The following is a 22,589-nucleotide window of genomic DNA, read 5'->3' on the forward strand; positions in this document are numbered from 1 at the left end:
TTACTCCGCCGGACGCGGTCCAGCATCAAGACCTGAATTTTCAACTGTAAGTACCGGACGAACGACTATATCTTTATGTACACGCATTTGACAAGATAATCGTAAATGATCTTCAATCCCTTTTTCCGTCATTGCATGTTTCTCATTCGCACTCGCTTCACAGAAATCACCTGCTAGTATTTCTACTCTACAAGTTGTGCAACGTGCATTCCCGCCGCAACGATGAAGAATGTTGACACCGCTATCTTCAATTGCTAATACTAACTTCGTTCCTTCTTTTACATCAAATGTTCCCGCACCTTCAATTGTTAATTTTGGCAAATTTGTTCCTCCTCATGTAAAATTGTACATAACATATTTATGACCGCGAATTATTGAACATAAACATTATTTTTTTATATCCCCGTAACTTTTTTTAATGTTGAATCGTTTATTAAGTAAGCGCTGAAAAGGAGTGGTTATTTTGTGCACAAAAGTAACTCATGTTTTAAAGAACCGTATCGATATGAATCATTCAAATATAAACTTTTTAATTGAACAATATGGAGAGTTAAAAAGATACTGTACTTTTTTAACGAAAAACAAATGGGATGGGGAAGATCTCGCCCAAGAAACAGTGTGTAAAGTGCTTCAAAAATATAGAAATAAAGATATTTGTATGACACTCGTCTATAAAATAGCAAGAAATCGTTGGTTAGATCAGATGAAGTCTAAGTCTGTTCATGAAAAAATAAGAGAACAAATCACTTTTGAAGAACCACATGAGAACATTGCAGATTTGCATGAAATGGTAGGGAAAGTATTGTCTTCATTAAATGTACAGCAATCCGCAATTTTATTATTAAAAGATGTTTTTCAATATAGTATCGCTGATATTGCTAAAGTGTGTTCTGTATCAGAAGGTGCAGTGAAAGCTTCTTTATTCCGGAGTAGAAATAGGCTGAAAACTGTAAGTGAAGAAGGGGTCGAGATAGTCGAATTCACAGATGATATGGAAGTTGTAGTAACGTCTATTCGAGAAGAGAGACCGGAATTATTAACGAAACTGCTTCCGTCAATAGATTTTACTAAGTTACCATCTAAACAGCCAGTCTTATTATTTAATGTGAAACAACCTTCTTCCTACAGTTGTATGCTTTGCGCAGCATAACAAGTATTGGAGGGATTTAAAATGAATGCAATTCCATATGTAGTAGAACAAACAAAATTAGGAGAACGTTCCTATGATATATATTCAAGGTTATTAAAAGACCGCATTATTATTATCGGTTCAGAAATTAATGATCAAGTAGCGAGTAGTGTCGTAGCTCAATTATTATTTTTAGAAGCAGAAGATGCAGAGAAAGATATATTCTTATACATCAATAGCCCCGGCGGTTCAACGACAGCAGGTTTTGCAATATTAGATACGATGAATTTAATTAAACCAGATGTGCAAACGCTGTGCATGGGCTTTGCGGCATCATTTGGTGCATTGCTATTATTATCTGGAGCAAAAGGAAAACGGTTTGCGCTCCCTAACAGTGAAATTATGATTCATCAGCCGCTTGGTGGTGCACAAGGGCAAGCAACAGAAATTGAAATAACTGCGAAAAGAATATTAAAGTTAAAGCATGATATTAATAAAATGATTGCAGAAAAAACAGGCCAACCGATTGAAAGAGTAGCACATGATACAGAAAGAGATTATTTTATGACTGCAGAAGAAGCGAAGGAATATGGGATTGTAGATGATGTTGTTACGAAAAAATAAGATGAAAAAGGCTAGAGGATATATTAATTCTCTAGCCTTTTTATTAATCCTTTACCCATTCATCAACTAATGCTTGATTTTTTTTAATCCATTTTCGCGCAGCTTCTTCAGGATCTTTTGTTTTATTTAACATGACCATTAACGTACCGAGCTGTTCATCGTTCATTTTCCATTTATCAAAGTATTTTATAACATCTGGGTGATCTTTTTCGAAACCTTTACGAACGGAGTAATAAATGTCATCTTTTTCACCATATACTTTCTTAGGGTCTTTTAAATATTTCAAGTCAAATTCTGAAAACCCCCAATGCGGATTCCAAAGCGTAACAGCGATTGGTTTCTTTTTTGTATATGCTTTCTTTAGTTCACTCATCATCGCAGCTTCAGAGGATTGGACAAGTTTTAGTTTTATATCATATTCTTTCATTGCTTTATTCGTTAAATTCATAAGACTACTACCGGGTTCGATACCGACAATTTTATTATCTAGTTCATCTTTATGAGCATTTAAATCTTCGATACTGTTTATATTTTTCATATAAGAAGGGACGACTAAACCTAGTCCAGTACCTTCGTACCATTTTGATTTTAAGACAATATCATCTTTATAACGATCGTTTAGCGGTTTATCTGTAACTGGTAGCCATACTTCTAAATTCGCATCAACATCGCCACGAGCAACACCAGTCCAAATTGCGGCTTTTTCTAAATACATGAGCTCAACTTTGTAGCCTTTTTCTTCTAATAAAACTTTCCACATGTTTGCAGTTGCAATATTTTCTTTCCAACTTGTTACACCAAGTTTAATTTTCCCTTTCGAATTTGCATTTGTTGCATTACATGAAGTGAAAATCATAGTAATAAATAATGCAAGGCATATAAACCAAATTTTCTTTCGCATTGAAAACCTCCTAAGTAACGTTTGCCTTATAAAATAAATGTATAAGTAAGCATTCTTATTATGAACGGAAACGAGAATTTTAAAGAAATCTTATGAATGTCATTTTTATGTAATATTTCTTTGTAAAATCGCAACACTATGTGAATAGATGGGTAGAAAAGGAGTAGTGACATGGATAATACAAAGGTGCGTGTTGAAAACGTAACAAAAGTATTCGGGAAACATCCGCAAAGAGCCCTTTCCTTATTAAAAGAAGGAAAAAGTAAATCGGAAATTTTAAAAGAGACAGGAATGAACGTTGGGGTGAAAAAAGCAACGTTTGAAGTATACTCTGGAGAAATTTTCGTTATTATGGGTTTGTCTGGTAGCGGGAAATCTACGCTAGTTCGTATGTTAAATCAATTGATTAAACCAACTGCAGGTCATATATACATAGATGGTGAAGACATCGCAACGATGGGAAAAGAAGAGTTACGAAGAGTAAGAAGAACGAAAATGAGTATGGTATTTCAGAAATTCGCTCTATTTCCGCATCGTACAGTTATACAAAATGTTGCATATGGGTTAGAAATACAAGGAGTTCCGGTTGAAGAGCGAGAGAAAAAAGCGTTAGAATCGCTACAGTTAGTAGGACTCGATCATCATAAAGATAATTATCCAAGTCAACTTAGTGGCGGTATGCAGCAGCGCGTTGGAATCGCAAGGGCGCTAACGAATAATCCAGATGTATTACTAATGGACGAGTCATTCAGTGCATTAGATCCACTTATTCGAAAAGAAATGCAAGATGAATTGTTAGAGTTGCAAGATAAAATGGAAAAAACGATTATATTTATTACGCATGATTTAGATGAAGCGCTTCGAATTGGAGATCGTATCGCATTAATGAAAGATGGAGAAATCGTTCAAATTGGAACGCCAGAAGAAATTATGATGAGCCCCGCTAATGAATTTGTAGAAAAGTTTGTTGCGGACGTGAATTTAGGAAAAGTAATTACGGCGGAGTCTATTTTAAAACGACCAGAAACTTTATTAATTGATCGTGGACCTCGTGTAGCCCTTCAAATTATGAGGAATGCTGGTGTTTCAACTGTATATGTTGTAAACAAAAAGTATGAGTTTTTAGGTATATTAACTGCGGATGATGCGAGTAAGGCAGTACAAAAACAGTGGCCGATTGCTGATTTATTACTTAATGATATTCCGCATGTGTATTTAGATACTTTACTGGAAGAGACGTATGCAAAAATGGCGGAGATGAAATATCCGTTACCAGTAATCGATGAGAAGAAAAGGCTAAGAGGAATTATTAAACGTGAAAGTGTCATTCAAGCTCTTGCAGGAAACATTGAGGAAGAGGTGAAAGACGATGAATAGTATACCGCGTATTCCGTTAGGGGAATGGGTCGACTCATTTGTTGTAAGTTTATATGAGCACTTTGAAGGCTTATTCCGAGGATTCTCTTATATTATTGGTGGATTCGTTGATTTACTCACTAATTTTTTAATAATAATTCCTGCCATATTGATGATTATTATCTTATGTTTCCTCATTTGGTACACAACGAGAAAACTATCTTTAGTCATTTTTACGCTTATTGGATTATTATTTATTTTGAATATTAACTACTGGGCACAAACGATGCAAACATTAGCACTCGTACTTACGTCAGTTATTATTTCAATTATTGTCGGAATTCCAATTGGTATATTAGCATCTCAAAATGAACGTTTCTCAAAATTTTTAAAACCAACATTAGATTTTATGCAAACAATGCCTGCATTCGTATACCTTATTCCAGCGATCACATTTTTCGGAGTAGGTGTAGTACCTGGAATTATTGCATCAGTAATCTTTGCAATGCCACCGACAATTCGTTTTACTGACTTAGGAATTAGACAAGTTCCAGAAGATTTAATTGAAGCAGCGAATGCATTTGGATCCACTGCATCACAAAAACTATTTAAAGTACAATTACCACTTGCAACCGGAACGATTATGGCTGGTGTGAACCAAAGTATTATGCTTTCGTTATCAATGGTTGTAACAGCGTCACTTGTAGGAGCTCCTGGACTTGGAGTTGATGTATATCGCTCGGTAACACAAGTTAATATCGGAATGGGATTTGAAGCTGGATTAGCTATCGTAGTAATCGCAATTATATTAGACCGAATTACACAAGGGTTCCATATGAAAAGAAAATAATGACCAAAAAACACACTTTTATACTACAAAGTGTGTTTTTTATTGCATCCAGTTTACATACGAACGATAACAGAACCTCCAGCTGGTGCACAAACTTGGTTTTGCTGTTGTTCCATGGATTTAATTAATTGATTATTTTCTTCAATTAATGAGATTAATTTAGCTAACTGACTTTCAAGACTTGCGATGCGCTGCATCATATATTGTGAATCATGATGCAATGTATTCCTTACAGGATGGGGGAATAAACATACTGTTGATTTATATTTGGATTCCAATGAGGATGCATTTGAATCGTTCCTCCTTCAATAAATTACGGATCTTTCTTATAGTAAATGCCTATATATATTTAATGGTTACTTGAAATTTTTTCATTATAAAAGGAGTATGTACAGAAAATGGAAAATATTATATATGAAGTTAAAGTGCATTTTTTGAAAAGATTCAAGCGAGATAGTGCGTATATTAATACATTTAAGTGAATGCATGTTGTTTAGGGAGAAATGATGGGAGGAGATGCAATTTTGGCTAAAAATAAAAAAAGAAATGATGCTTTGGCAATAGGTGTCGGTATAGGGGTTGTAATCGGTGTATTTCAAGGGCACTTTACAAATAATTTAGTAATCGGAATTGTGATTGGGATTATAATTGGGATTGCGTTTTTGAAGAAATAATGAGGTGTAAATTCATTTCAAAAATTGCTGTATAAAGAGAATGAAAATTCGGAATACGAAACTTATTTTTCCTTTTTTTGTGATATTATATATGAAAAGGATGGTGATGGATATGTCAACAAACAATCAAGTAGAACAAAACTGCTTCATTTGCGAAAAACATAAAGGAAATATTATAGTTCCAGGTGGAGCTATTTACGAAGATGAACTCGTTTACGTTGGACATGTCTACTGGGATAGTGAAGAAACATACCTAGGTTATGTAATGATAGATATAAAAAGACATGTACCTGGCCTTGCTGAACTAACAGATGAAGAAGCGAAAGCGTTCGGACTTATAACAAGTAGAGTAAGTAAAGCGCTAAAAGAAAGCGAAGGTGCAGAGCATATTTACACTTTTGTTTCAGGAAATGGTGTACCACATATGCATATGCACATTATTCCACGTTATCCAAATACACCAAAAGAATTTTGGTCACCAACCGAAGTAGCGAAATGGACTGGTGCACCATATGGTGATGAAGAGAAAATAAAAAAACTATGCGAAAGAATACGTAAGTATATGGTAAATGAGTATGCATACAACAAATAATACACAATATTCATGGGTTGGAAATATAGAAATGTGTTTAGGAGAAATTTCAGTTAAGCAATATGGTGATATTGTACTTGGTAAATATGGCGGGAATATAAGTGCTGGAGCGAAAAAGAATGAAGATGGTGTATTAGTTTGGTCAAATGGTGAATGGGAATTTGCAGCTATATTAGATGGACATAATAGTGCAGAAAGTGTTGATTTAGTAGTAAATACAATCGAAAAAGAATATGAAAATATAAAAGTAATTTTGAATGAACCAATTAATACAGTGTTTCAATCTATTGAAAATCATATACTGACAATTTTTCAGTCATCTTCATTTAAGGAAAAGTGCAAAAGAATACAAGGTGAAACAGCTTGCTTACTATGTGTAAGAAAAGAAAATTATATATGGTGGCTTTCTATTGGTGATTGTTTAGTGTATGTATTTCATGAAGAGTTACATAAGTTAGGACAATATGCATTAAATCAACGTCATTTTTACGAATGGATTGGAAATGTAAACACATTTGATTTACCTGTTCCTTGTTATTCATCAGGTATTCGTGAATTACGTACTGGAAAGAACCGAATTGTAATGGTGACAGATGGAGTATTAGAATGCGGGGAACGCCGATATGAAACGCCAGTAAATCTGTATAATAATATGAATAGAAATAATAAAAAACTTGAAGAAAGTGTTCATCATGTATTAGAGCACGTTCATCATCAATTCGGACGCGATAGTGCGACTATAATTAGTTGGGACGTTGAAAATAAAGAGAGTGCTACGTATCCGAGTGATCAGCCGGAGAAAAGGTAAAGGAGGAGGCCTTTCTGTTTCTTTTGAAACTAATTGTCTTATTGTTATGGATTATAATTTTATTCTTTTTAGAAAAAATTGTGAGGAAGAAGTTAAATATACCGAGACAAACTGGATGGAATAGTAAATATGTCAGCCAATCACATAAATGGGGGCAATGGATTATCATTATTTCTTATGTAGTACTTATGATGATAGGTTCAATTTTGAATCCAATATACATGACTTATATACCAATTTTCTTTTTTATGACGTTGTACATTTTTCAAGGATATATGCAGTGGAAATATGATAGGAAAGCAAAAGAATATATTATTTCGTTTGGAATTGTTCCGTTACTAATAATTACAGGTTTTATTTTGAATGTATTCTATAATACGTATTGGTGATGAATGGTCATACAAATAAAGGGTGAGAAAATGATAAGACCACGTTTACGGGCTGAAGTAATGATTGTAAACGACGAACATTCAAAAGTACTAGTACAATGTGATGAGAATGAATCATTTTATCGTTTTCCAGGTGGCTCTATTGAATTTGGTGAAACGTCAAAAGAAGCAATAATTCGAGAGTTAATAGAAGAATACGATTTGAAAGTTGATGTTCAAGAGTTAGCAATTGTAAATGAACATATTTTTGAGTGGGGCAACGAAAATGGTCATCATTGTACATTGATACATTGGGGGACTGTTGAAAAAATCATTACAAATGAAATAAGGCATAAAGAGCATGAGGATATTATATTAATTTGGAAAAGTCTAGAGGAATTACAGGAGAAGCCGACATATCCTGAAGGCATCATAAGTTATTTAGAAGGGGATAACCGTAATATAGTCCAATTTATTTCAAGTAATTAAATGAAATAATAGGAGGGGTGAAAATGGGAGCTTCTACTTTTTGGATTATAACTATTGTTTTTTGTATAGCTGTCTACTTTCTCGATAAGTTTTTAAGAAAAAAATTGAATATGCCCAAGGGTGGTTTTTGGGGATATAAGAAACATGTAAATAGTTTACATAAAAAATTGGAAATAGGACTACTTTTTATTTATTTAATAACTAGCTTTATATTTATCTTTAAATTTGAAAGTGTTAATATCGCTTATGTCATTTTTACTTATTTAGGTGGGACGTTAATCTTAAGAGCATTGATGGAATGGAAGTATGATAAAGAATCGAAAGAATATATATTTTCGGTAATTGGGGTATTCACGTTTATTTTTATGACTTCGATACTATTTTACTTCTTTCCACCTGCTGTATAATAAAAATTTGATAGTACAAATAATGAAATAACTAATAAGCAAGAAACCATTTACTACTAAATGGTTTCTTGTTTATTTAAGCATTTATTTTAGTTAATATAGATGTAATGAAATTAGTTTTATCTTCTGCATACTTATGTTTATCAGTAGGATTAGCTTGTGAAAGTTGAATCTTTAACTGTTCATACTGCATGCGTGCAGTTTTATTGTCTATTAAGTAATCACGAAATTGTAATTGTTCTATTAAATATGTATTCCCTTGTTCATACATATGAATTTGATGAGTTCTTGGTTCACCTTTATTAAAATAGTATCTTTCGGGTAATACTTCTTTTCTATATTTATAGTTTAGTAGTTCTAACTTTTTAATACAATGTATACCGTCCGTATAATTTTCTAATTCAATTGCTATATCAATAATTGGCTTTGCACTTAAATATGGAATAGAAGTACTACCAATATAGTGTATCGCTAAAATATGTTCGCCAATTTGTTCCTCAATGATTTGTTTCTCTTTCATAAACTCAATTTCCCATTCTTCAGTCCACGGCACTAAAAACACTTTCCCATACGGTAAACCTAACATTTAATTAGCACCTCTTTCAAAATAGTTTTCAAAAAGTTTATTACATCTTCTTAAAGCTTCTCAAAACAAGGTGTTCCCACAATCTCCAAGGAAGAATCTTCTTCGCAAAGATCATAAATTTCACACCTTTACCGATTGGATATCGTAAATTTGTACGCTTAGATTCAGCAATTTCTACAATTTTATTAGCAACATCTATCGGATTACCAAATGTATCACTACCGCTATTAATATGTTTTTGTATTTTATCCATATACTCTTTGTAAGGAGATGTTGTATCAGATTGGTTTTCAGCTAGTTGTTTACCAACCTCCCATATGTTTGTGTTATAAGAACCTGGTTCAATTAAAGCAACATCTATTCCGAAAGGTTTTACTTCTAAGCGAAGCGATTCACTCCAGCCTTCTAATGCATATTTTGAAGATACATAAGGAGATAAACCAGGAAATCCAACTTGGCCGCTAATGCTGCTTATATTAATGATTTTTCCACTTCTTTGTTTTCTCATATATGGTAAAACAAGCTGGGTAATTGATATAGCTCCAAAAAGGTTCGTTTCAAATTGCTTTCGATATTCGTCTACTGGGATTTCTTCTACAAAGCCCCCATTTGCATATCCTGCGTTATTTATAAGGAGATCTATTCTATTAATTTCTTTTAAAAACAATTGGAAATTATGTATAGAATTTTGATCTGTTACATCTAATTGTTGAACTTTTATATTGTGCTGTAAGTTAAGTTGAGTAACTTGGGATAGTAAGGTTCCTTGTTTTTCTAGGTTTCGCATTGTAGCGATAACTAAATAATCTTTTTTTGCGAGTTCGAGTGTAGTTAATAGTCCAAATCCACTTGAGGCTCCTGTAATTATTGCGATTTTTTTATTCATTTTCCGCCAGCTTTCTTTTTCTTTTATCATAACGAGTTATGATAAGAAAATCTATTATTCTTACATTTAGTATGAAATCAATTTGTATGTAAAAAAAGGGGATCATAGGGAATCAGCGTATATAGAGTAGTGTATATTAATATGATAATGAAATGAGGGAAGAAAAATGGTCCATGTAAAAGATGTATTAGCAGATCAGCTATTAGCGAATGCAAATGATCCCAGTTGGTATATGCCATTTTCAGATGCAGTTAAGGATTTATCTGAGAGGGAAGCTTTCTGGAAACCGAATGAAGAGAGTAATAGTATAGCTGAAATCGTACAACATTTACTGTATTGGAACTCTACGTGGCAAACTAGGTATAAAGAATCAAATGTGAATGCAGTACCCGCTATAGGAGATAATAACAAAAGTTTTATGCTCTCAGATAATCAAACTTTCGATGAATTACGGGAAAAACTACTAGAAAAACTGTTACAATGGCAAAATCTCATAAATGAAGAAAAGGTTGAAAGTGATGTAGTGGGATTTCCTGTTTCTGCAAAGTGGTGGGAAGTGCTAGCGAATGTAACAACTCATAATGCATATCATATTGGTCAAATTATTTACATCCGAAAATTACAGAAGAGCTTTGATAATGAATAAAGTAACAATTCTCTTATTAAGGGAACAAAGGTGGACAAAACGAGACAAACGTCTCATTTTGTCCACCTTTTTATTGTTAAAAGATAGAGAAAACCTATTAAAACAAGGATTCGAAATTGGCACAATACTTGCAATATAAAAGACGAACAAGAAAATAGGAGGGCTGGACATGTTAAAAACAACTGAAAGTAAAGGGAATGAAATTACGAAAGAACAAGCTCATTGGATGTACGAAAAAATGTTAGAAATTCGTAAGTTTGAAGATAAGGTGCATGAATTGTTCGCGCAAGGCGTTTTGCCAGGTTTCGTTCATTTATACGCAGGTGAAGAAGCGGTAGCAGTTGGTGTATGTGTCCACTTAACGGATAGTGACAGTATTACAAGTACACATAGAGGTCATGGACATTGTATCGCAAAAGGTTGTGATTTAAATGGTATGATGGCTGAACTTTTCGGGAAAGCGACAGGATTATGTAAAGGTAAAGGCGGTTCCATGCATATTGCCGATTTGGATAAAGGAATGCTTGGTGCGAATGGCATTGTAGGCGGGGGTTTCCCACTTGCTTGCGGTTCAGCATTAACAGCTAAATATAAAGGAACAAAAGATGTAAGTGTTTGCTTCTTCGGTGACGGAGCAAATAATGAAGGAACATTCCATGAAGGGGTTAATTTAGCGGCGATTTGGAAGTTACCAGTTATTTTTATTGCAGAAAATAACGGTTACGGTGAAGCAACTACATTTGAATATGCTTCAAGTTGTGATTCTATCGCTGATCGCGCAAAAGCTTATAATATTCCAGGTGTTCAAGTAGATGGAAAAGATCTTCTAGCTGTATATAAAGCTGCTGCAGAAGCAGTTGAACGTGCGCGTAATGGTGATGGTCCAACAATTATTGAATGTATGACATATCGTAATTATGGTCATTTCGAAGGTGAAGCGCAAACATATAAAGCATCAGAAGAAAAAGAAGAACATTTAAACGAAAAAGATGCAATTGTGAATTTCCGTAAGCATTTAATTCATGAAGGTTTATTAACAGAATCTGAACTTGTTGATATGGAAAAAGCAGTAGATGATGCAGTACAAAGATCCATTGAATTTAGTGAAAATAGTCCATACCCAGACGATGAAGAATTATTAAAAGATGTATACGTTTCTTACAAATAAGAGGAGGGTGAAAAATTATGACTAGAACAGTAAGTATGTCAACTGCAATTAATGAAGCGATGAAAATCTCAATGCGTCGTGATGAAAATGTAATTTTAATAGGTGAAGATGTTGCAGGCGGTGCACAAGTTGATCACCTGCAAGATGATGAAGCTTGGGGTGGTGTTCTTGGTGTTACGAAAGGACTTGTACAAGAGTTTGGCCGAAATCGTATATTGGATACACCAATTTCTGAAGCGGGTTATATGGGAGCTGCGATGGCAGCTGCTGCAACTGGGTTACGTCCGATAGCTGAGTTAATGTTTAATGATTTTATCGGTAGTTGTCTTGACCAAGTATTAAACCAAGGTGCGAAATTCCGTTATATGTTTGGAGGTAAAGCAAAAGTACCCGTTACAGTACGTACGATGCATGGCGCTGGTTTTAGTGCAGCAGCTCAACATTCACAAAGTTTGTACGCATTATTTACGAGCATACCAGGTATTAAAGTTGTTGTTCCTTCCACACCGTATGATGCAAAAGGCTTATTATTAGCGGCAATTGAAGATGATGATCCAGTAATCTTCTTTGAGGATAAAACACTTTACAATATGAAAGGTGAAGTGCCAGAAGGATACTATACAATTCCATTAGGAAAAGCAGATATTAAACGGGAAGGTTCTGATGTAACAATTGTCGCAATCGGAAAGCAAGTTCATACAGCGCTTGCAGCTGCAAAGCAATTATCGAAAAAGGGGCTTGAAGTAGAAGTAATTGATCCACGATCTTTATCACCACTTGATGAAGATACTATTTTATCATCTGTTGAAAAAACAAATCGTCTTATCGTCATTGACGAAGCGAATCCTAGATGTAGTATTGCAACAGATATTGCGGCAATTGTAGCGGATAAAGGTTTTGATTTGTTAGATGCACCTATTAAACGAATTACAGCACCACATACACCTGTTCCGTTCTCACCACCACTTGAAAAGTTGTATTTGCCAACGCCAGAAAAAGTAATTGAAACTGTATCAGAAATGATCGGAGACCAATCTTTATTACATGTGTAATAAAACGATGAGAAGGGAGAGAGAGACATGGCTGTAGAAGTTGTAATGCCGAAGTTAGGTATGGCGATGAAAGAAGGTATTATTACGAGCTGGAATATTAAAGCAGGCGATAATGTAGCAAAAGGAGAACTAATTGCTAGTATTAATTCAGAAAAAATTGAAACGGAAATTGAAGCGCCAGCTGATGGTACGGTACTTGATATAGCTGTAAGTGAAGATGAAGGAGTGCCGCCTGGTACTGTAATTTGCTACATCGGTAAACCGAATGAAAAGGTAGAAATGCAGGAAAGCACACATGTTGTAGAAGAAAAAACATCTAATATAGAAGTACAAAATGTACAAAATCAAGAAGCAAATGGGAAAGAAGTATTGAAGCAAAGAATTAAAATTTCACCTGTAGCCAAGAAAATTGCAAAGTCTGAAAATCTGAATATCAAGGCATTAGTTGGTACAGGTCCTGGCGGAAGGATTACAAAGGCAGATGTATTAAAAGCACTTGAGGTAAGAGTAAACGTTCCGGAAATATCTGAACGAGAAGAAAGTAAAGCGATTCCTGTTACTGGTATGCGTAAAGCAATCGCAAATCGTATGCACGCAAGCTTACAAAATAGCGCACAATTAACGTTAACGATGAAAGTAGATGTAACAGATTTAGTTGCTTTACATAAAGAAATAGCGGAAGTTGTACAAAAAAGATACGATAATAAATTAACTATTACGGATTTCGTCTCGCATGCTGTTGTATTAGCACTTGGAGAGCATAAAGAAATGAACAGCGCTTATATAGATGATGCAATTCATCAATTTGAACATGTGCATTTAGGCATGGCAGTCGCATTAGAAAAAGGGTTAGTCGTTCCAGCTATTCGCTTTGCAAATAATTTATCTTTAGTAGAGTTGTCTAAAGAGATTAAGAATGTGGCACAAAAGGCACGAGCAGGTAGCTTAAGTAGTGATGATATGCACGGAACGACATTTACAATTAGTAATTTAGGTAGCTTTGGTATTGAATATTTCACACCGGTATTAAATACACCTGAAACTGGTATTTTAGGTGTAGGTGCAATTGAACATGTTCCTGTATTTAAAGGGAAAAAATTAAGAAAAGGAAGTATGTTACCTTTAAGTTTAACATTCGATCATCGTGTATTAGACGGTGCACCAGCAGCTGCATTTTTACGCACAATTAAACATTATTTAGAAGAACCTATAACAATTCTTTTATAAAGAGAAGGTGAGAGAATGAGTAAATTAGTTGTTATTGGGGGCGGACCTGCTGGCTATGTAGCAGCAATTACCGCGGCTCAAAATGGCAAAGATGTCACTCTTATTGATGAAGCTGACCTTGGCGGAACATGTTTAAATGTTGGGTGTATGCCGACGAAATCACTGTTAGAAAGTGCTGAAGTACATGACATTGTGAGAAAAGCGAATGATTATGGGGTTACGCTTAATACAGGAAGTATATCAATTGATTGGGATCAAATACAGGCGAGGAAATCACAAATCGTAATGCAACTCGTCCAAGGAATACAATATTTAATGAAGAAAAATAAAATTAAAGTTGTAAAAGGAACAGCGAAATTCGAAACGGATCATCGTATGCGAGTTGTACAAGGAAATAAAGAAGAAGTAGTTGATGGAGAGAGCTTTATTATCGCAGCTGGTTCCGAACCTACAGAATTACCATTCGCTCCGTTTGATGGAAAATGGATTTTAAATAGTAGCCATGCCATGTCTCTTGAGAGTGTACCATCTTCATTGTTAATCGTTGGTGGTGGTGTAATAGGATGCGAGTTTGCAAGCATTTATAGTAGACTTGGCACAAAAGTATCGATAGTTGAAATGGCACCGCAATTAATACCTGGTGAAGATGAAGATATCGCGAATACTTTAAGAGAGAAATTAGAAAAAGATGGGGTGAAAATTTTTACGGGAGCAGTTTTAAAAGGTTTAAATAACTATAAGAAGCAAGCTTCATTTGAATACGAGGGAATTACTCACGAAGTAACTCCAGAATTTGTTCTTGTTTCTGTAGGAAGAAAACCACGAGTGCAACAATTAGGATTAGAAAAGGCAGGGGTTCAGTTTTCAAATAAAGGGATTGCTGTGAATGAACATATGCAAACGAACGTATCGCATATTTACGCAGCTGGTGATGTGATCGGTGGAATTCAGCTTGCTCACGTTGCCTTCCATGAAGGAACGACAGCAGCATTACACGCAAGCGGAGAAGACGTGAAAGTAAATTATCACGCTGTGCCCCGTTGTATATACACAGCTCCAGAAATAGCTAGTGTCGGGTTAAGTGAAAAAGGTGCAAGAGAACAATATGGTGATATTCTCATCGGAGAATTTCCTTTTACAGCGAACGGAAAAGCTCTTATTTTAGGAGAACAAGTAGGTAAAGTAAAAGTCATTGTAGAACCTAAATACCAAGAAATTGTAGGGATTTCTATTATCGGTCCTCATGCAACTGAACTTATTGGTCAAGGAACCATAATGATTCATACAGAAGTTACCGCTGATATAATGAGAGATTATATTGCAGCACACCCTACTTTATCAGAAGCAATTCATGAAGCGTTAATGCAAGCGGTAGGACATGCTGTACATGCTTAAATGGAAATATAATAAACCACTATTCTCTAAACAAATAAGAGAATAGTGGTTTGATTTTTTATTAATAGAATATCTTATTATTTTTTAATTTCAATCGCTGAAGTAATATCGTTCCAATCAGGAGCTAAATTAGCAGTTTTACCATACCAATCAGCGTGTTTAAATATAACACCTTTTCCATATCCTTGTGTTGAAGTGTGCTCCCAAAGTGTCGTTGAATAACTTGCAGAAGGTGAGGCTGTACTTACAGAAGAAATTCTGTCATTCCAGCTAGATGGTAAGTTTTTAAAGCCGCTGCTCCAGTAAATATATTGACCACCTTTATCTTTATGTTCGTAAAAATCAGTACTACCAGCACCGCTACCTAAAGGATTAATATTATTTTTAATTGCTTTTTTATCCTTTGCAATATACGCATCCAATGTTTCACGGCTAGTAAAACCATAAGCTAGCCAATCTCCATTTTCATTTTGCTCTGGTAATACCATAGTAATTTGGATATCTTTCTTATCCTGATCACTTAATTTTGCAAATGAATTAACATTTTGTTCATCCACTTTTAAATAATCAAATGACTTAATTGTGTTACTTTTTTCCTCAGCACTTACTGCACCTAGTCCTCCAGTTAATGCAAAACCAGCTACTAATGTCCCTGCTACTAATTTCTTCAACATATAACCATCCCTTTTTGTTTGAATTTTTGTACAGGTGAATCTTGTACAGCTAAAATGTATTCTAATTTTATACTTTTGTAAATATTCTGAAGTTTTAGAAATAATAGGCGGAATATTTACATTTTTACATTATTTCTTTAGAAAAAATGGTTATTGGAATGATATAATAAGTGGATGTATTGCTTTTACTGGATGTAAAGATATTTTAGGAGAGGTGTCATTGAAATATTTTACAAGAGAATGGTATAAAAAAATGCAAGTTTTAGAATTTGTAAGTTTTATAGAGTCTATAAAAGAATGGTCGGAAATGGATATACAAAGTTTAAAGGAAGAAATAGAGGAAAGGAAAATAGATTTATTAAAATTCCTTCCTGAATCGATATACTCAATTATACAAAACATAACAATTAATTCAGAATACCCATCAGGTGAACTGAAAAAACTTATGCAAGAGTGGACAACAGATTATGAGAAAAGAATGGCACAATTAGATCAATCATACGTAGAATATTTTAATTCCATTGAGAAAAAACTTCCGTCAAATGTCGCTCAGTTACACAAGACATCACTACACGATAGTGTAATTAAAGTAATAAAGAGAGAATCAGAAGATACTTTGTCTATCGTATTAGATTGCAGTGGTACTTTTAGTGAATTTGATAAACTTGAAGTAACCTTTATAGGAGTAACAAAGTGTTCTATGCAGGAAAACTTTGACAGTTCTTGGTGGCTATATCATGAAATAGCTCTTACTGAAGATGGTTTTGAACTAGGTGTTTTATTTGACTCTCCATTTAGAGAAGTGACGATTTGCGCAGCAGATGTATTACTTGTGAAGAAATAATGTTGTATGGAGTATTACAAACGTTTGACATAATAAAAAAATAAAGTTATTGTAGATACATGAAGTCTACAATAGGAGCTGTACTATGAAATATTCTAAAGCTACAAATTATGCTCTTCATACAATGCTTTTTCTGGCAAAGGCCACACCAAATAAGTTAGTTAGTGTTCACCAATTAGCAGAAATGCAAAATGTTTCACCAACGTACTTGTCTAAAATACTAACTAAGTTGACGAAGGAAGGGATGATACACTCATCATCTGGTCCAAAGGGCGGTTACTCGCTTAGTAAGAATTGGGAAGATATTTCATTTTTAGATATTATACATGCAATTGAAGGCAAAACATCATTGTTTGACTGTTGTTTACATGACAAACCTGGATGTTTAATTAATGAGGCAATGCTCGCAGCAGAAGAGAAAATGGAAGAAGAGTTAAGAAATCAAAAAATCGTAGATCTTGCGAAAAAAATAAAAGTGGATTTTTAATCTGCTTTTATTTTTAAATTAATTAAGGATAAAAAGGCTCTTTAATATCTTTAATTGTAGTTAGAAAATGATATGAAGAAGGAGAGAAGATGATGAATAATTTTTGGAATGATCGATATAAATCAGATGAATATTTTTACGGGGAAGAACCTAATACATTTATTAAAGAACAAGCATTTCGTTTAGCAAATCACAATAAAGTAATAGCATTTGCGGAGGGAGAAGGTAGAAATGCTGTATTTCTAGCAAGACAAGGGAACGAAGTAACAGCTATTGATTATTCGGAAGATGGATTAGAAAAGACAAAAAAATTGGCAGAGAAGCATAACGTAAACGTGCATACAAAAAAAGTAGATTTATTAGCTGATAGTTTGCCAGAAAATGAATATGATGCGGCAATTATGGTATTTGGACATTTTCATGATGATTATAAAAAAATGATATTAGATAAAATGATACAAACGATAAAACCTGGTGGATTAATTATGTTTGAAGTTTACTCAAAAAAACAAATAAACTATAGTACTGGTGGACCAAAAGATGTTGATATGCTGTATAATCCAATTGATATCCTTACTTGGTGTGAAGAACATAAGGTAATTCATTTCTTTAATGGAGAACAAGAGCGAGTTGAAGGGAAAGGGCACACTGGTTTAGCTGATGTTATTCAAGTTGTTATTAGAAAATTAATATAAGTGTTAATGAAAGTGTTAAATGTATAAATGTAAAAAGACCAGTCGTATAAGACTGGTCTTTCTATTTAGATACTAAATTATCAAGCTTCCAATATGTATTTGTTAACGGCGCAGCTTTGCTATCTATGTATAAATACATATTATTTAAATCTTTTGGTGAAGTTTTCAGTTCAAACACAATGTCAGTAGTTAAAGAGAATTCGTGTGGAACATTTTTATAGTGCTCGTCATCTATCGGATGAGCTTCACCTTCATATTTCTCACCAGTTTTTTCATCTTGTATGAAATATTTTATTTCCGAAAGATCAATAGTTTGTCCATCGTCTCGAACATTATTAATCATAACACGAGTAGTAAGGCGCCGCTCTTTGTCTATTTTTTCAAACTTTGCATTCTCAACTGTCGCTCTATAGTATTCATTTTTAACTATTTCTCCATAGTGCATTGCATTCTTTTCGAGAGCGCTCTTTTCTTGTTTTGATGTAGTATTGCTATTACATCCTGTTAATATTCCAGTAAATAATAATGCTGTACATGTCGTTTTGATTAATGATTTCATAGTAATCCCTTTCTGTATTAAAAAGTAAAACATAGGAATAATTTTACATCAATAGGAAGGTAAATGGAAGTATCTTTGCGTAATATACAGATATACATTTATTTGGTTGTCAAGTTAACAGGATAGAAAGAGGGAGAAGACTGTATAAAACGGAATAAATAAGAATTGAAAATATTGTAAAACGGAAGAGGCATGCATATAATTAAAATAAAGTTTAAGTTTCTGAACCTTCAATAACGGTGGTGATAACATGTTTACTGAAGAACGTCGAGAGAAAATTTTAGAACTACTTAATACAGATGGAAGAGTAATAGCAAAGGATCTTGCGGAAAGATTTGATATGTCTATTGATTCTATAAGAAGAGATTTGTCTATTATGGAAAAGGATGGTTTATTAAAAAGAACGCACGGAGGTGCAATTGAACTTACGCGAGTGAGAAACTTAGCTGCGGAACCAACTAAACGTTATAGTGATAGCTCAATATATGAGGACACAATTGCAAGAGTTGCGGTATCTTATATACAAGAAGGTGATTCAATTTTTATTGGTGGGGCTTCCATTCATAATGCGATGCTGAAATATTTACCGGAAGTATCATTTACGGTTATTACGAATTCTATAGAAATAGCTGGTCATCTAAGAGAATATAAGAACATCGATACATATTTAATTGGTGGAAAAGTAAAGCCTTCAGGAAATATTACTGATACATTTGCCTCTGAATTGATAAGTAGATTTTCTATTGATCTTTATTTCTCTACAGGTGGAGGCATTTCATTACAAGGTATTAGTACTGCAACACCTGAAGTTGCTTATTTTAGTAAAAGAGTAAGTGAAATTGCTAGAAGAAATATTTGTTTAGCTCCGCATAATAAACTTGGAATAGATTGTTTTATAAGAGGAGAGTCTCTAAAAGAAATTAACCTTATTATAACTGACGAAGAGGCTAGTAAAGAAACTGTTCAGGAATTTGAGAAACAAGGTAAACAAGTTGTAATAGCGCCATTATATTGATTTGAAAGGAGTTTGACATGATTGTAAAAGAGCAAGAGTTTCATATAAATGGATTAACTTATACAATTCGTTCTGCAGCTGAGAAAGATGCTGACCAGTTATCGAAAATTAGAGTTCAGATTGATGGAGAAACTGAAAATATGGATAGAGATGCTGGAGAGGGATTTATAGATGACCTAGGGTTTCAAAAAATAATAAAAACAGATAGTGAAGAGGCGAAGAATCTCTTTTTAGTTGCAGAAGTGCACAATCGAATCGTTGGATTTTCAAGGTGTGAAGGATCAAATTTTAAGAGATTATCTCATAAAGTAGAGTTTGGCGTTTGCATTTTAAAAGAGTTTTGGGGATATAAAATGGGTAAGAGCCTATTACAACAATCTATTAAATGGGCTGACGAAAATGCAGTAAATAAAATATCTTTACAAGTATTAGAGACAAACGAGAAAGCTATTCATCTTTATAAAAAATTAGGTTTTGAAGTAGAAGGCGTTTTGAAAAATGACAAAAGACTATCGGACGGAAAGTATTATAATACGGTAGTGATGGGAAGGTTTACTGATACTTTTCATAAAAGAGGTGAAGAAGTATGTTTTACAGAAGGAAGTACTATGTAGTGAAAAATGAATTCATAGAAGTATTTAATGATCATTTCAATAACACGAACTTACCTAATCAATTAAAGCATGGTTCTAAGCTAATAGGACGCTGGATGAAAGATAATAAGAATGGTACGTCTGAAGTATTTGCCATATGGGAATATGATAGTTATGAACAGTATAAAGAAATAGAATCGAGAATTAGAAGTGACGAGAGGCATATTAGAAGAATACATGAATGGTATGAAAACCATGGCGGGAAAGAATATGTTTTACAGGAGTACATAGTAGAGATGAAAAATGAAGAGTTAGTATGTACTGTAAAGTAATAGAGGGGTGAGGGATAATAGGAATGAAAACAAAATTATATTTTAGTTTAGCATCCACTATTTTATTTGCAATAGCCGTGATTGTTTTCTTTATAAACGGTAATCCACAAAAGTGGTTTTGGTTATGTATTTTCTTTGCTTCCATTATACAAAATATAGTGCTACTAAAAAAGAATAAAGAAGTGCATTAAGATATTCAAATTATTAACATATTTGTGTCGTCTTTCTAGTTTTATTGAAAACGCTTTTATTCAGTTTTATAATAAAAGTATGTTTTTACAGATCTCCAAAACAATGAATAGGGAGATGATACAATGTTAGCTTCACCGTTTTACTTACATACATGGAAAAAGTTTATTAATGAAGGAGTCCTTGATTCGAACCGTATAAACGAAAGAATTTCAGAGTCATGGCATCGATGTAAACAAGCAAATGTGAATCCTCACATGAATAAAGGTCAGAAAATTTTGTCTTCTAATTTTTTTCAAGATCAAAAGAAAAAGAGTGAAATCTTCCTAGATATCGCAATCCCTCAAATACAAAATATGAGAAAAACCATTGATGAACTACAAATGATGGCATTATTAATCGATCCAGATGGTTATGTTCTATCGTTAAGTGGAAATAAACAAACGTTAAAGCGAGCGAAACATATTAATTTTATTGAAGGTGTAAAATGGACGGAAGCAGCTGTGGGGACAAACGCAATAGGAACAGCGCTAGAAATTGAAGAAGCTATTATGATAAGTGGTACTGAACATTACTCCGTGGTATCTCATAGCTGGAGTTGTGCGGCTGCTCCCATTCATAATGATGACGGGAAATTAATTGGTGTTCTAGATTTCTCCTGTCCAATTGAATTTTCGCATCCATATATGCTCGGTATGGTAACTTCAATTGCACATGCGATAGAACGTGAATGTAGCATAAGAGTTCATCAAAATGAATTACACTTAATTCATCGTTTTTTAGATGTCATTGATAGTGATGAACAAGTAGTTATTTGTAATCATCGTGATGTTATCGTTTCTGCGAGTAAGAGCGTTCGTGAACGAATAAATAATTGGTCAAGAATGAAACTTGAAGAGTTAATGCACCATGGATTAGAAACTAAATTAGAGATACCAGTATATAGTAATGAAAGAATGATTGGGAAATGTATGTATTTAAAGGAAAACGAACAAATGAATACATATTCTGCTCTCACATTTATAAAAGGAATTACTTTTCCAGGAGTTACTGGGACAAGCAGAGCATTTCAACACACACTAGAAGAAATTAAGCTTGTTTCACCGACTGATGCTAGTGTGTATGTATGTGGTGAGACAGGAGTGGGAAAGGAATATGTCGCGAGAGCGATTCATGAAAATAGTCCAAGAAAAGACGGGCCCTTTATAGCTGTTAACTGCGGTTCTTTGCCTAAAGAATTAATAGAAAGTGAATTGTTCGGTTATGCTGAAGGTGCATTTACAGGTGCGCGACGTCAAGGATATAAAGGGAAATTTGAACAAGCGAATGGAGGAACATTATTTTTAGATGAAATTGGTGAAGTACCACCAGAGATGCAAGTAGCATTATTGCGTGTTTTACAAGAACGTACAATAACTCCAATAGGAAGTTCAAAAGAGGTACCAGTAAATATTCGTATTATTACTGCCACACATAAAGATTTACTACGGTTAGTAGAAGAAGGGAAATTCCGTCAAGATTTATATTATCGTTTGCACGTTTATCCGTTATATGTTCCATCGTTAATAGAAAGAAAAGAGGATATCCCATATTTTATACAACACTTTTGCGAACGGAAGAATTGGAATGTTGTATTTCCGAAGAGTATTTGCAATCAATTTTTACAACATACATGGCCCGGAAATATTCGAGAACTAGTAAATGCATTAGAACGTATTTACATTTTGTCGCAAGGACGGGAAATATGCGAAAAACAAGTCGCTCTTTTGATACAAACAATGATGGGAAATCAACAACAACTTGAGTTACAAGTTGAAAATAAAACCGAACATACATTGAATTTTCGCGAAAAAATACAGCGTGATAGCATGATTGAAGCATTACAAAAGACAAACGGAAATGTTTCATTAGCTGCAAAACTATTAGATGTACCCCGTAGTACATTTTATAAACGAATGCAAAAATATAAGTTATAAAGTAGATTTTTGTAAGCTACTTTTTCTTTGTGGGCTCATGTTCTGTCGGAATGTGCGCTTACCGGGG

General features: G+C 33.9%; 29 protein-coding genes and 1 pseudogene. 23 read left to right on the forward strand and 7 right to left on the reverse strand.

Annotation, left to right across the window (positions count from 1 at the left end; genetic code table 11):
- Positions 1 to 321, reverse strand: coding sequence for a 2Fe-2S iron-sulfur cluster-binding protein (locus BM089_RS19940; RefSeq protein WP_001125388.1), 321 nt, complete (start codon positions 319 to 321; stop codon positions 1 to 3).
- 142 nt (positions 322 to 463) lie between these two features.
- Here BM089_RS19940 and BM089_RS19945 point away from each other — a divergent pair, with 142 nt between their 5' ends.
- Together BM089_RS19945 and clpP are read left to right on the forward strand one after the other, a co-directional pair.
- Positions 464 to 1,150, forward strand: a complete 687-nt coding sequence (locus BM089_RS19945; protein ID WP_000337521.1) for an RNA polymerase subunit sigma-70 — start codon at positions 464 to 466, stop codon at positions 1,148 to 1,150.
- Between the two features lie 21 nt (positions 1,151 to 1,171).
- Positions 1,172 to 1,753, forward strand: a complete 582-nt coding sequence (gene clpP, locus BM089_RS19950) for an ATP-dependent Clp endopeptidase proteolytic subunit ClpP (RefSeq protein WP_000991612.1) — start codon at positions 1,172 to 1,174, stop codon at positions 1,751 to 1,753.
- A 43-nt stretch (positions 1,754 to 1,796) separates the two neighbouring features.
- Here clpP and BM089_RS19955 read toward each other — a convergent pair whose 3' ends face one another.
- Positions 1,797 to 2,654 carry a glycine betaine ABC transporter substrate-binding protein gene (locus tag BM089_RS19955; protein WP_001227615.1) on the reverse strand — a complete coding sequence of 286 codons (858 nt, stop codon included), beginning with the start codon at positions 2,652 to 2,654 and terminating at the stop codon, positions 1,797 to 1,799.
- Positions 2,655 to 2,825: 171 nt separating this feature from the next.
- Between BM089_RS19955 and BM089_RS19960 the strand changes: the two genes are divergently transcribed.
- Entirely contained in the window at positions 2,826 to 4,031 is a 1,206-nt protein-coding gene (locus tag BM089_RS19960; RefSeq protein WP_000370606.1) for a quaternary amine ABC transporter ATP-binding protein, read from the forward strand.
- Positions 4,024 to 4,860: an ABC transporter permease gene (locus BM089_RS19965; protein WP_016512689.1), complete on the forward strand. Its 837-nt coding sequence runs from the start codon at positions 4,024 to 4,026 to the stop codon at positions 4,858 to 4,860. The genes BM089_RS19960 and BM089_RS19965 overlap by 8 nt, the downstream gene beginning before the upstream one ends.
- Before the next feature lie 53 nt (positions 4,861 to 4,913).
- Here the strand turns inward: BM089_RS19965 and BM089_RS30710 are convergent.
- A pseudogene (locus BM089_RS30710) lies at positions 4,914 to 5,149 on the reverse strand (hypothetical protein).
- 217 nt (positions 5,150 to 5,366) lie between these two features.
- Between BM089_RS30710 and BM089_RS19975 the strand changes: the two are divergent.
- The 6 genes from BM089_RS19975 (at position 5,367) to BM089_RS20000 (ending at position 8,198) form a co-directional block, all read left to right on the forward strand.
- The gene (locus BM089_RS19975; RefSeq protein WP_000508401.1) at positions 5,367 to 5,534 is read left to right on the forward strand and encodes a glycine zipper domain-containing protein; all 168 of its coding nucleotides are present in this window, start codon (positions 5,367 to 5,369) and stop codon (positions 5,532 to 5,534) included.
- Between the two features lie 91 nt (positions 5,535 to 5,625).
- Positions 5,626 to 6,126 carry an HIT family protein gene (locus BM089_RS19980; RefSeq protein ID WP_025118383.1) on the forward strand — a complete coding sequence of 167 codons (501 nt, stop codon included), beginning with the start codon at positions 5,626 to 5,628 and terminating at the stop codon, positions 6,124 to 6,126.
- Positions 6,110 to 6,934, forward strand: a complete 825-nt coding sequence (locus BM089_RS19985; protein ID WP_000557601.1) for a PP2C family serine/threonine-protein phosphatase — start codon at positions 6,110 to 6,112, stop codon at positions 6,932 to 6,934. The genes BM089_RS19980 and BM089_RS19985 overlap by 17 nt, the downstream gene beginning before the upstream one ends.
- Positions 6,935 to 6,957: 23 nt before the next feature.
- The gene (locus BM089_RS19990) at positions 6,958 to 7,323 is read left to right on the forward strand and encodes a DUF4181 domain-containing protein (protein WP_000767735.1); all 366 of its coding nucleotides are present in this window, start codon (positions 6,958 to 6,960) and stop codon (positions 7,321 to 7,323) included.
- Positions 7,324 to 7,353: 30 nt separating this feature from the next.
- Complete coding sequence (locus BM089_RS19995) at positions 7,354 to 7,791, forward strand: NUDIX domain-containing protein (protein ID WP_000620919.1); 438 nt, start codon at positions 7,354 to 7,356, stop codon at positions 7,789 to 7,791.
- A gap of 23 nt (positions 7,792 to 7,814) precedes the next feature.
- Positions 7,815 to 8,198, forward strand: a complete 384-nt coding sequence (locus BM089_RS20000) for a DUF4181 domain-containing protein (RefSeq protein ID WP_090977847.1) — start codon at positions 7,815 to 7,817, stop codon at positions 8,196 to 8,198.
- A 76-nt stretch (positions 8,199 to 8,274) separates the two neighbouring features.
- On the opposite strand, the gene BM089_RS20005 is transcribed toward BM089_RS20000, so the two are convergent.
- Together BM089_RS20005 and BM089_RS20010 are read right to left on the reverse strand one after the other, a co-directional pair.
- On the reverse strand, positions 8,275 to 8,784 hold the full coding sequence (locus tag BM089_RS20005; RefSeq protein ID WP_090977849.1) for a GrpB family protein: 510 nt from the start codon (positions 8,782 to 8,784) through the stop codon (positions 8,275 to 8,277).
- A 40-nt stretch (positions 8,785 to 8,824) separates the two neighbouring features.
- The gene (locus BM089_RS20010; protein ID WP_212667958.1) at positions 8,825 to 9,670 is read right to left on the reverse strand and encodes an oxidoreductase; all 846 of its coding nucleotides are present in this window, start codon (positions 9,668 to 9,670) and stop codon (positions 8,825 to 8,827) included.
- A 166-nt stretch (positions 9,671 to 9,836) separates the two neighbouring features.
- On the opposite strand from BM089_RS20010, the gene BM089_RS20015 reads away from it, so the two are divergent.
- Genes BM089_RS20015 through lpdA form a run of 6 tightly spaced genes read left to right on the forward strand, consistent with a single transcriptional unit; the run spans position 9,837 to position 15,158 of the window.
- Positions 9,837 to 10,316 (forward strand): DinB family protein, encoded by a 480-nt coding sequence (locus BM089_RS20015; protein WP_000233794.1) that lies wholly within the window; start codon positions 9,837 to 9,839, stop codon positions 10,314 to 10,316.
- Positions 10,309 to 10,455, forward strand: coding sequence for a hypothetical protein (locus tag BM089_RS31140; RefSeq protein WP_001045415.1), 147 nt, complete (start codon positions 10,309 to 10,311; stop codon positions 10,453 to 10,455). Before BM089_RS20015 ends, BM089_RS31140 begins: the two co-directional genes overlap by 8 nt.
- Positions 10,456 to 10,485: 30 nt before the next feature.
- A complete protein-coding gene (gene acoA / locus BM089_RS20020; RefSeq protein ID WP_090977851.1) occupies positions 10,486 to 11,484 on the forward strand; it encodes an acetoin:2,6-dichlorophenolindophenol oxidoreductase subunit alpha in 999 nt (332 codons plus the stop codon).
- Positions 11,485 to 11,501: 17 nt separating this feature from the next.
- Complete coding sequence (acoB, locus tag BM089_RS20025; protein ID WP_000198898.1) at positions 11,502 to 12,536, forward strand: acetoin:2,6-dichlorophenolindophenol oxidoreductase subunit beta; 1,035 nt, start codon at positions 11,502 to 11,504, stop codon at positions 12,534 to 12,536.
- 27 nt (positions 12,537 to 12,563) lie between these two features.
- Positions 12,564 to 13,763 (forward strand): dihydrolipoamide acetyltransferase family protein, encoded by a 1,200-nt coding sequence (locus BM089_RS20030; protein WP_090977853.1) that lies wholly within the window; start codon positions 12,564 to 12,566, stop codon positions 13,761 to 13,763.
- A gap of 15 nt (positions 13,764 to 13,778) precedes the next feature.
- Positions 13,779 to 15,158, forward strand: coding sequence for a dihydrolipoyl dehydrogenase (gene lpdA / locus BM089_RS20035; protein ID WP_072938713.1), 1,380 nt, complete (start codon positions 13,779 to 13,781; stop codon positions 15,156 to 15,158).
- 77 nt (positions 15,159 to 15,235) lie between these two features.
- Here lpdA and BM089_RS20040 read toward each other — a convergent pair whose 3' ends face one another.
- Positions 15,236 to 15,832 carry a hypothetical protein gene (locus BM089_RS20040; protein ID WP_000914433.1) on the reverse strand — a complete coding sequence of 199 codons (597 nt, stop codon included), beginning with the start codon at positions 15,830 to 15,832 and terminating at the stop codon, positions 15,236 to 15,238.
- A 220-nt stretch (positions 15,833 to 16,052) separates the two neighbouring features.
- Between BM089_RS20040 and BM089_RS20045 the strand changes: the two genes are divergently transcribed.
- From BM089_RS20045 to BM089_RS20055, 3 genes are all read left to right on the forward strand, one after another.
- Complete coding sequence (locus BM089_RS20045; protein WP_086390575.1) at positions 16,053 to 16,676, forward strand: DUF4085 domain-containing protein; 624 nt, start codon at positions 16,053 to 16,055, stop codon at positions 16,674 to 16,676.
- 85 nt (positions 16,677 to 16,761) lie between these two features.
- Positions 16,762 to 17,163, forward strand: a complete 402-nt coding sequence (locus tag BM089_RS20050; protein WP_000877649.1) for an Rrf2 family transcriptional regulator — start codon at positions 16,762 to 16,764, stop codon at positions 17,161 to 17,163.
- Positions 17,164 to 17,252: 89 nt separating this feature from the next.
- The gene (locus tag BM089_RS20055; protein ID WP_139213298.1) at positions 17,253 to 17,858 is read left to right on the forward strand and encodes a class I SAM-dependent methyltransferase; all 606 of its coding nucleotides are present in this window, start codon (positions 17,253 to 17,255) and stop codon (positions 17,856 to 17,858) included.
- A 61-nt stretch (positions 17,859 to 17,919) separates the two neighbouring features.
- On the opposite strand, the gene BM089_RS20060 is transcribed toward BM089_RS20055, so the two are convergent.
- Positions 17,920 to 18,417 (reverse strand): hypothetical protein, encoded by a 498-nt coding sequence (locus BM089_RS20060; RefSeq protein ID WP_000838465.1) that lies wholly within the window; start codon positions 18,415 to 18,417, stop codon positions 17,920 to 17,922.
- 250 nt (positions 18,418 to 18,667) lie between these two features.
- Here BM089_RS20060 and BM089_RS20065 point away from each other — a divergent pair, with 250 nt between their 5' ends.
- The 4 genes from BM089_RS20065 (at position 18,668) to BM089_RS20085 (ending at position 22,522) form a co-directional block, all read left to right on the forward strand.
- Positions 18,668 to 19,432 (forward strand): DeoR/GlpR family DNA-binding transcription regulator, encoded by a 765-nt coding sequence (locus BM089_RS20065; RefSeq protein ID WP_090977857.1) that lies wholly within the window; start codon positions 18,668 to 18,670, stop codon positions 19,430 to 19,432.
- A gap of 17 nt (positions 19,433 to 19,449) precedes the next feature.
- Positions 19,450 to 20,046, forward strand: a complete 597-nt coding sequence (locus BM089_RS20070) for a GNAT family N-acetyltransferase (RefSeq protein WP_072938704.1) — start codon at positions 19,450 to 19,452, stop codon at positions 20,044 to 20,046.
- Complete coding sequence (locus BM089_RS20075; RefSeq protein WP_090977859.1) at positions 20,019 to 20,357, forward strand: NIPSNAP family protein; 339 nt, start codon at positions 20,019 to 20,021, stop codon at positions 20,355 to 20,357. Before BM089_RS20070 ends, BM089_RS20075 begins: the two co-directional genes overlap by 28 nt.
- Before the next feature lie 314 nt (positions 20,358 to 20,671).
- Positions 20,672 to 22,522 carry a sigma-54-dependent Fis family transcriptional regulator gene (locus BM089_RS20085; protein WP_090977861.1) on the forward strand — a complete coding sequence of 617 codons (1,851 nt, stop codon included), beginning with the start codon at positions 20,672 to 20,674 and terminating at the stop codon, positions 22,520 to 22,522.
- Positions 22,523 to 22,589: the final 67 nt, after the last annotated feature.

Source organism: Bacillus sp. 5mfcol3.1 (assembly GCF_900114335.1).
GTDB classification, from domain to species: Bacteria; Bacillota; Bacilli; order Bacillales; family Bacillaceae_G; genus Bacillus_A; species Bacillus_A thuringiensis_S.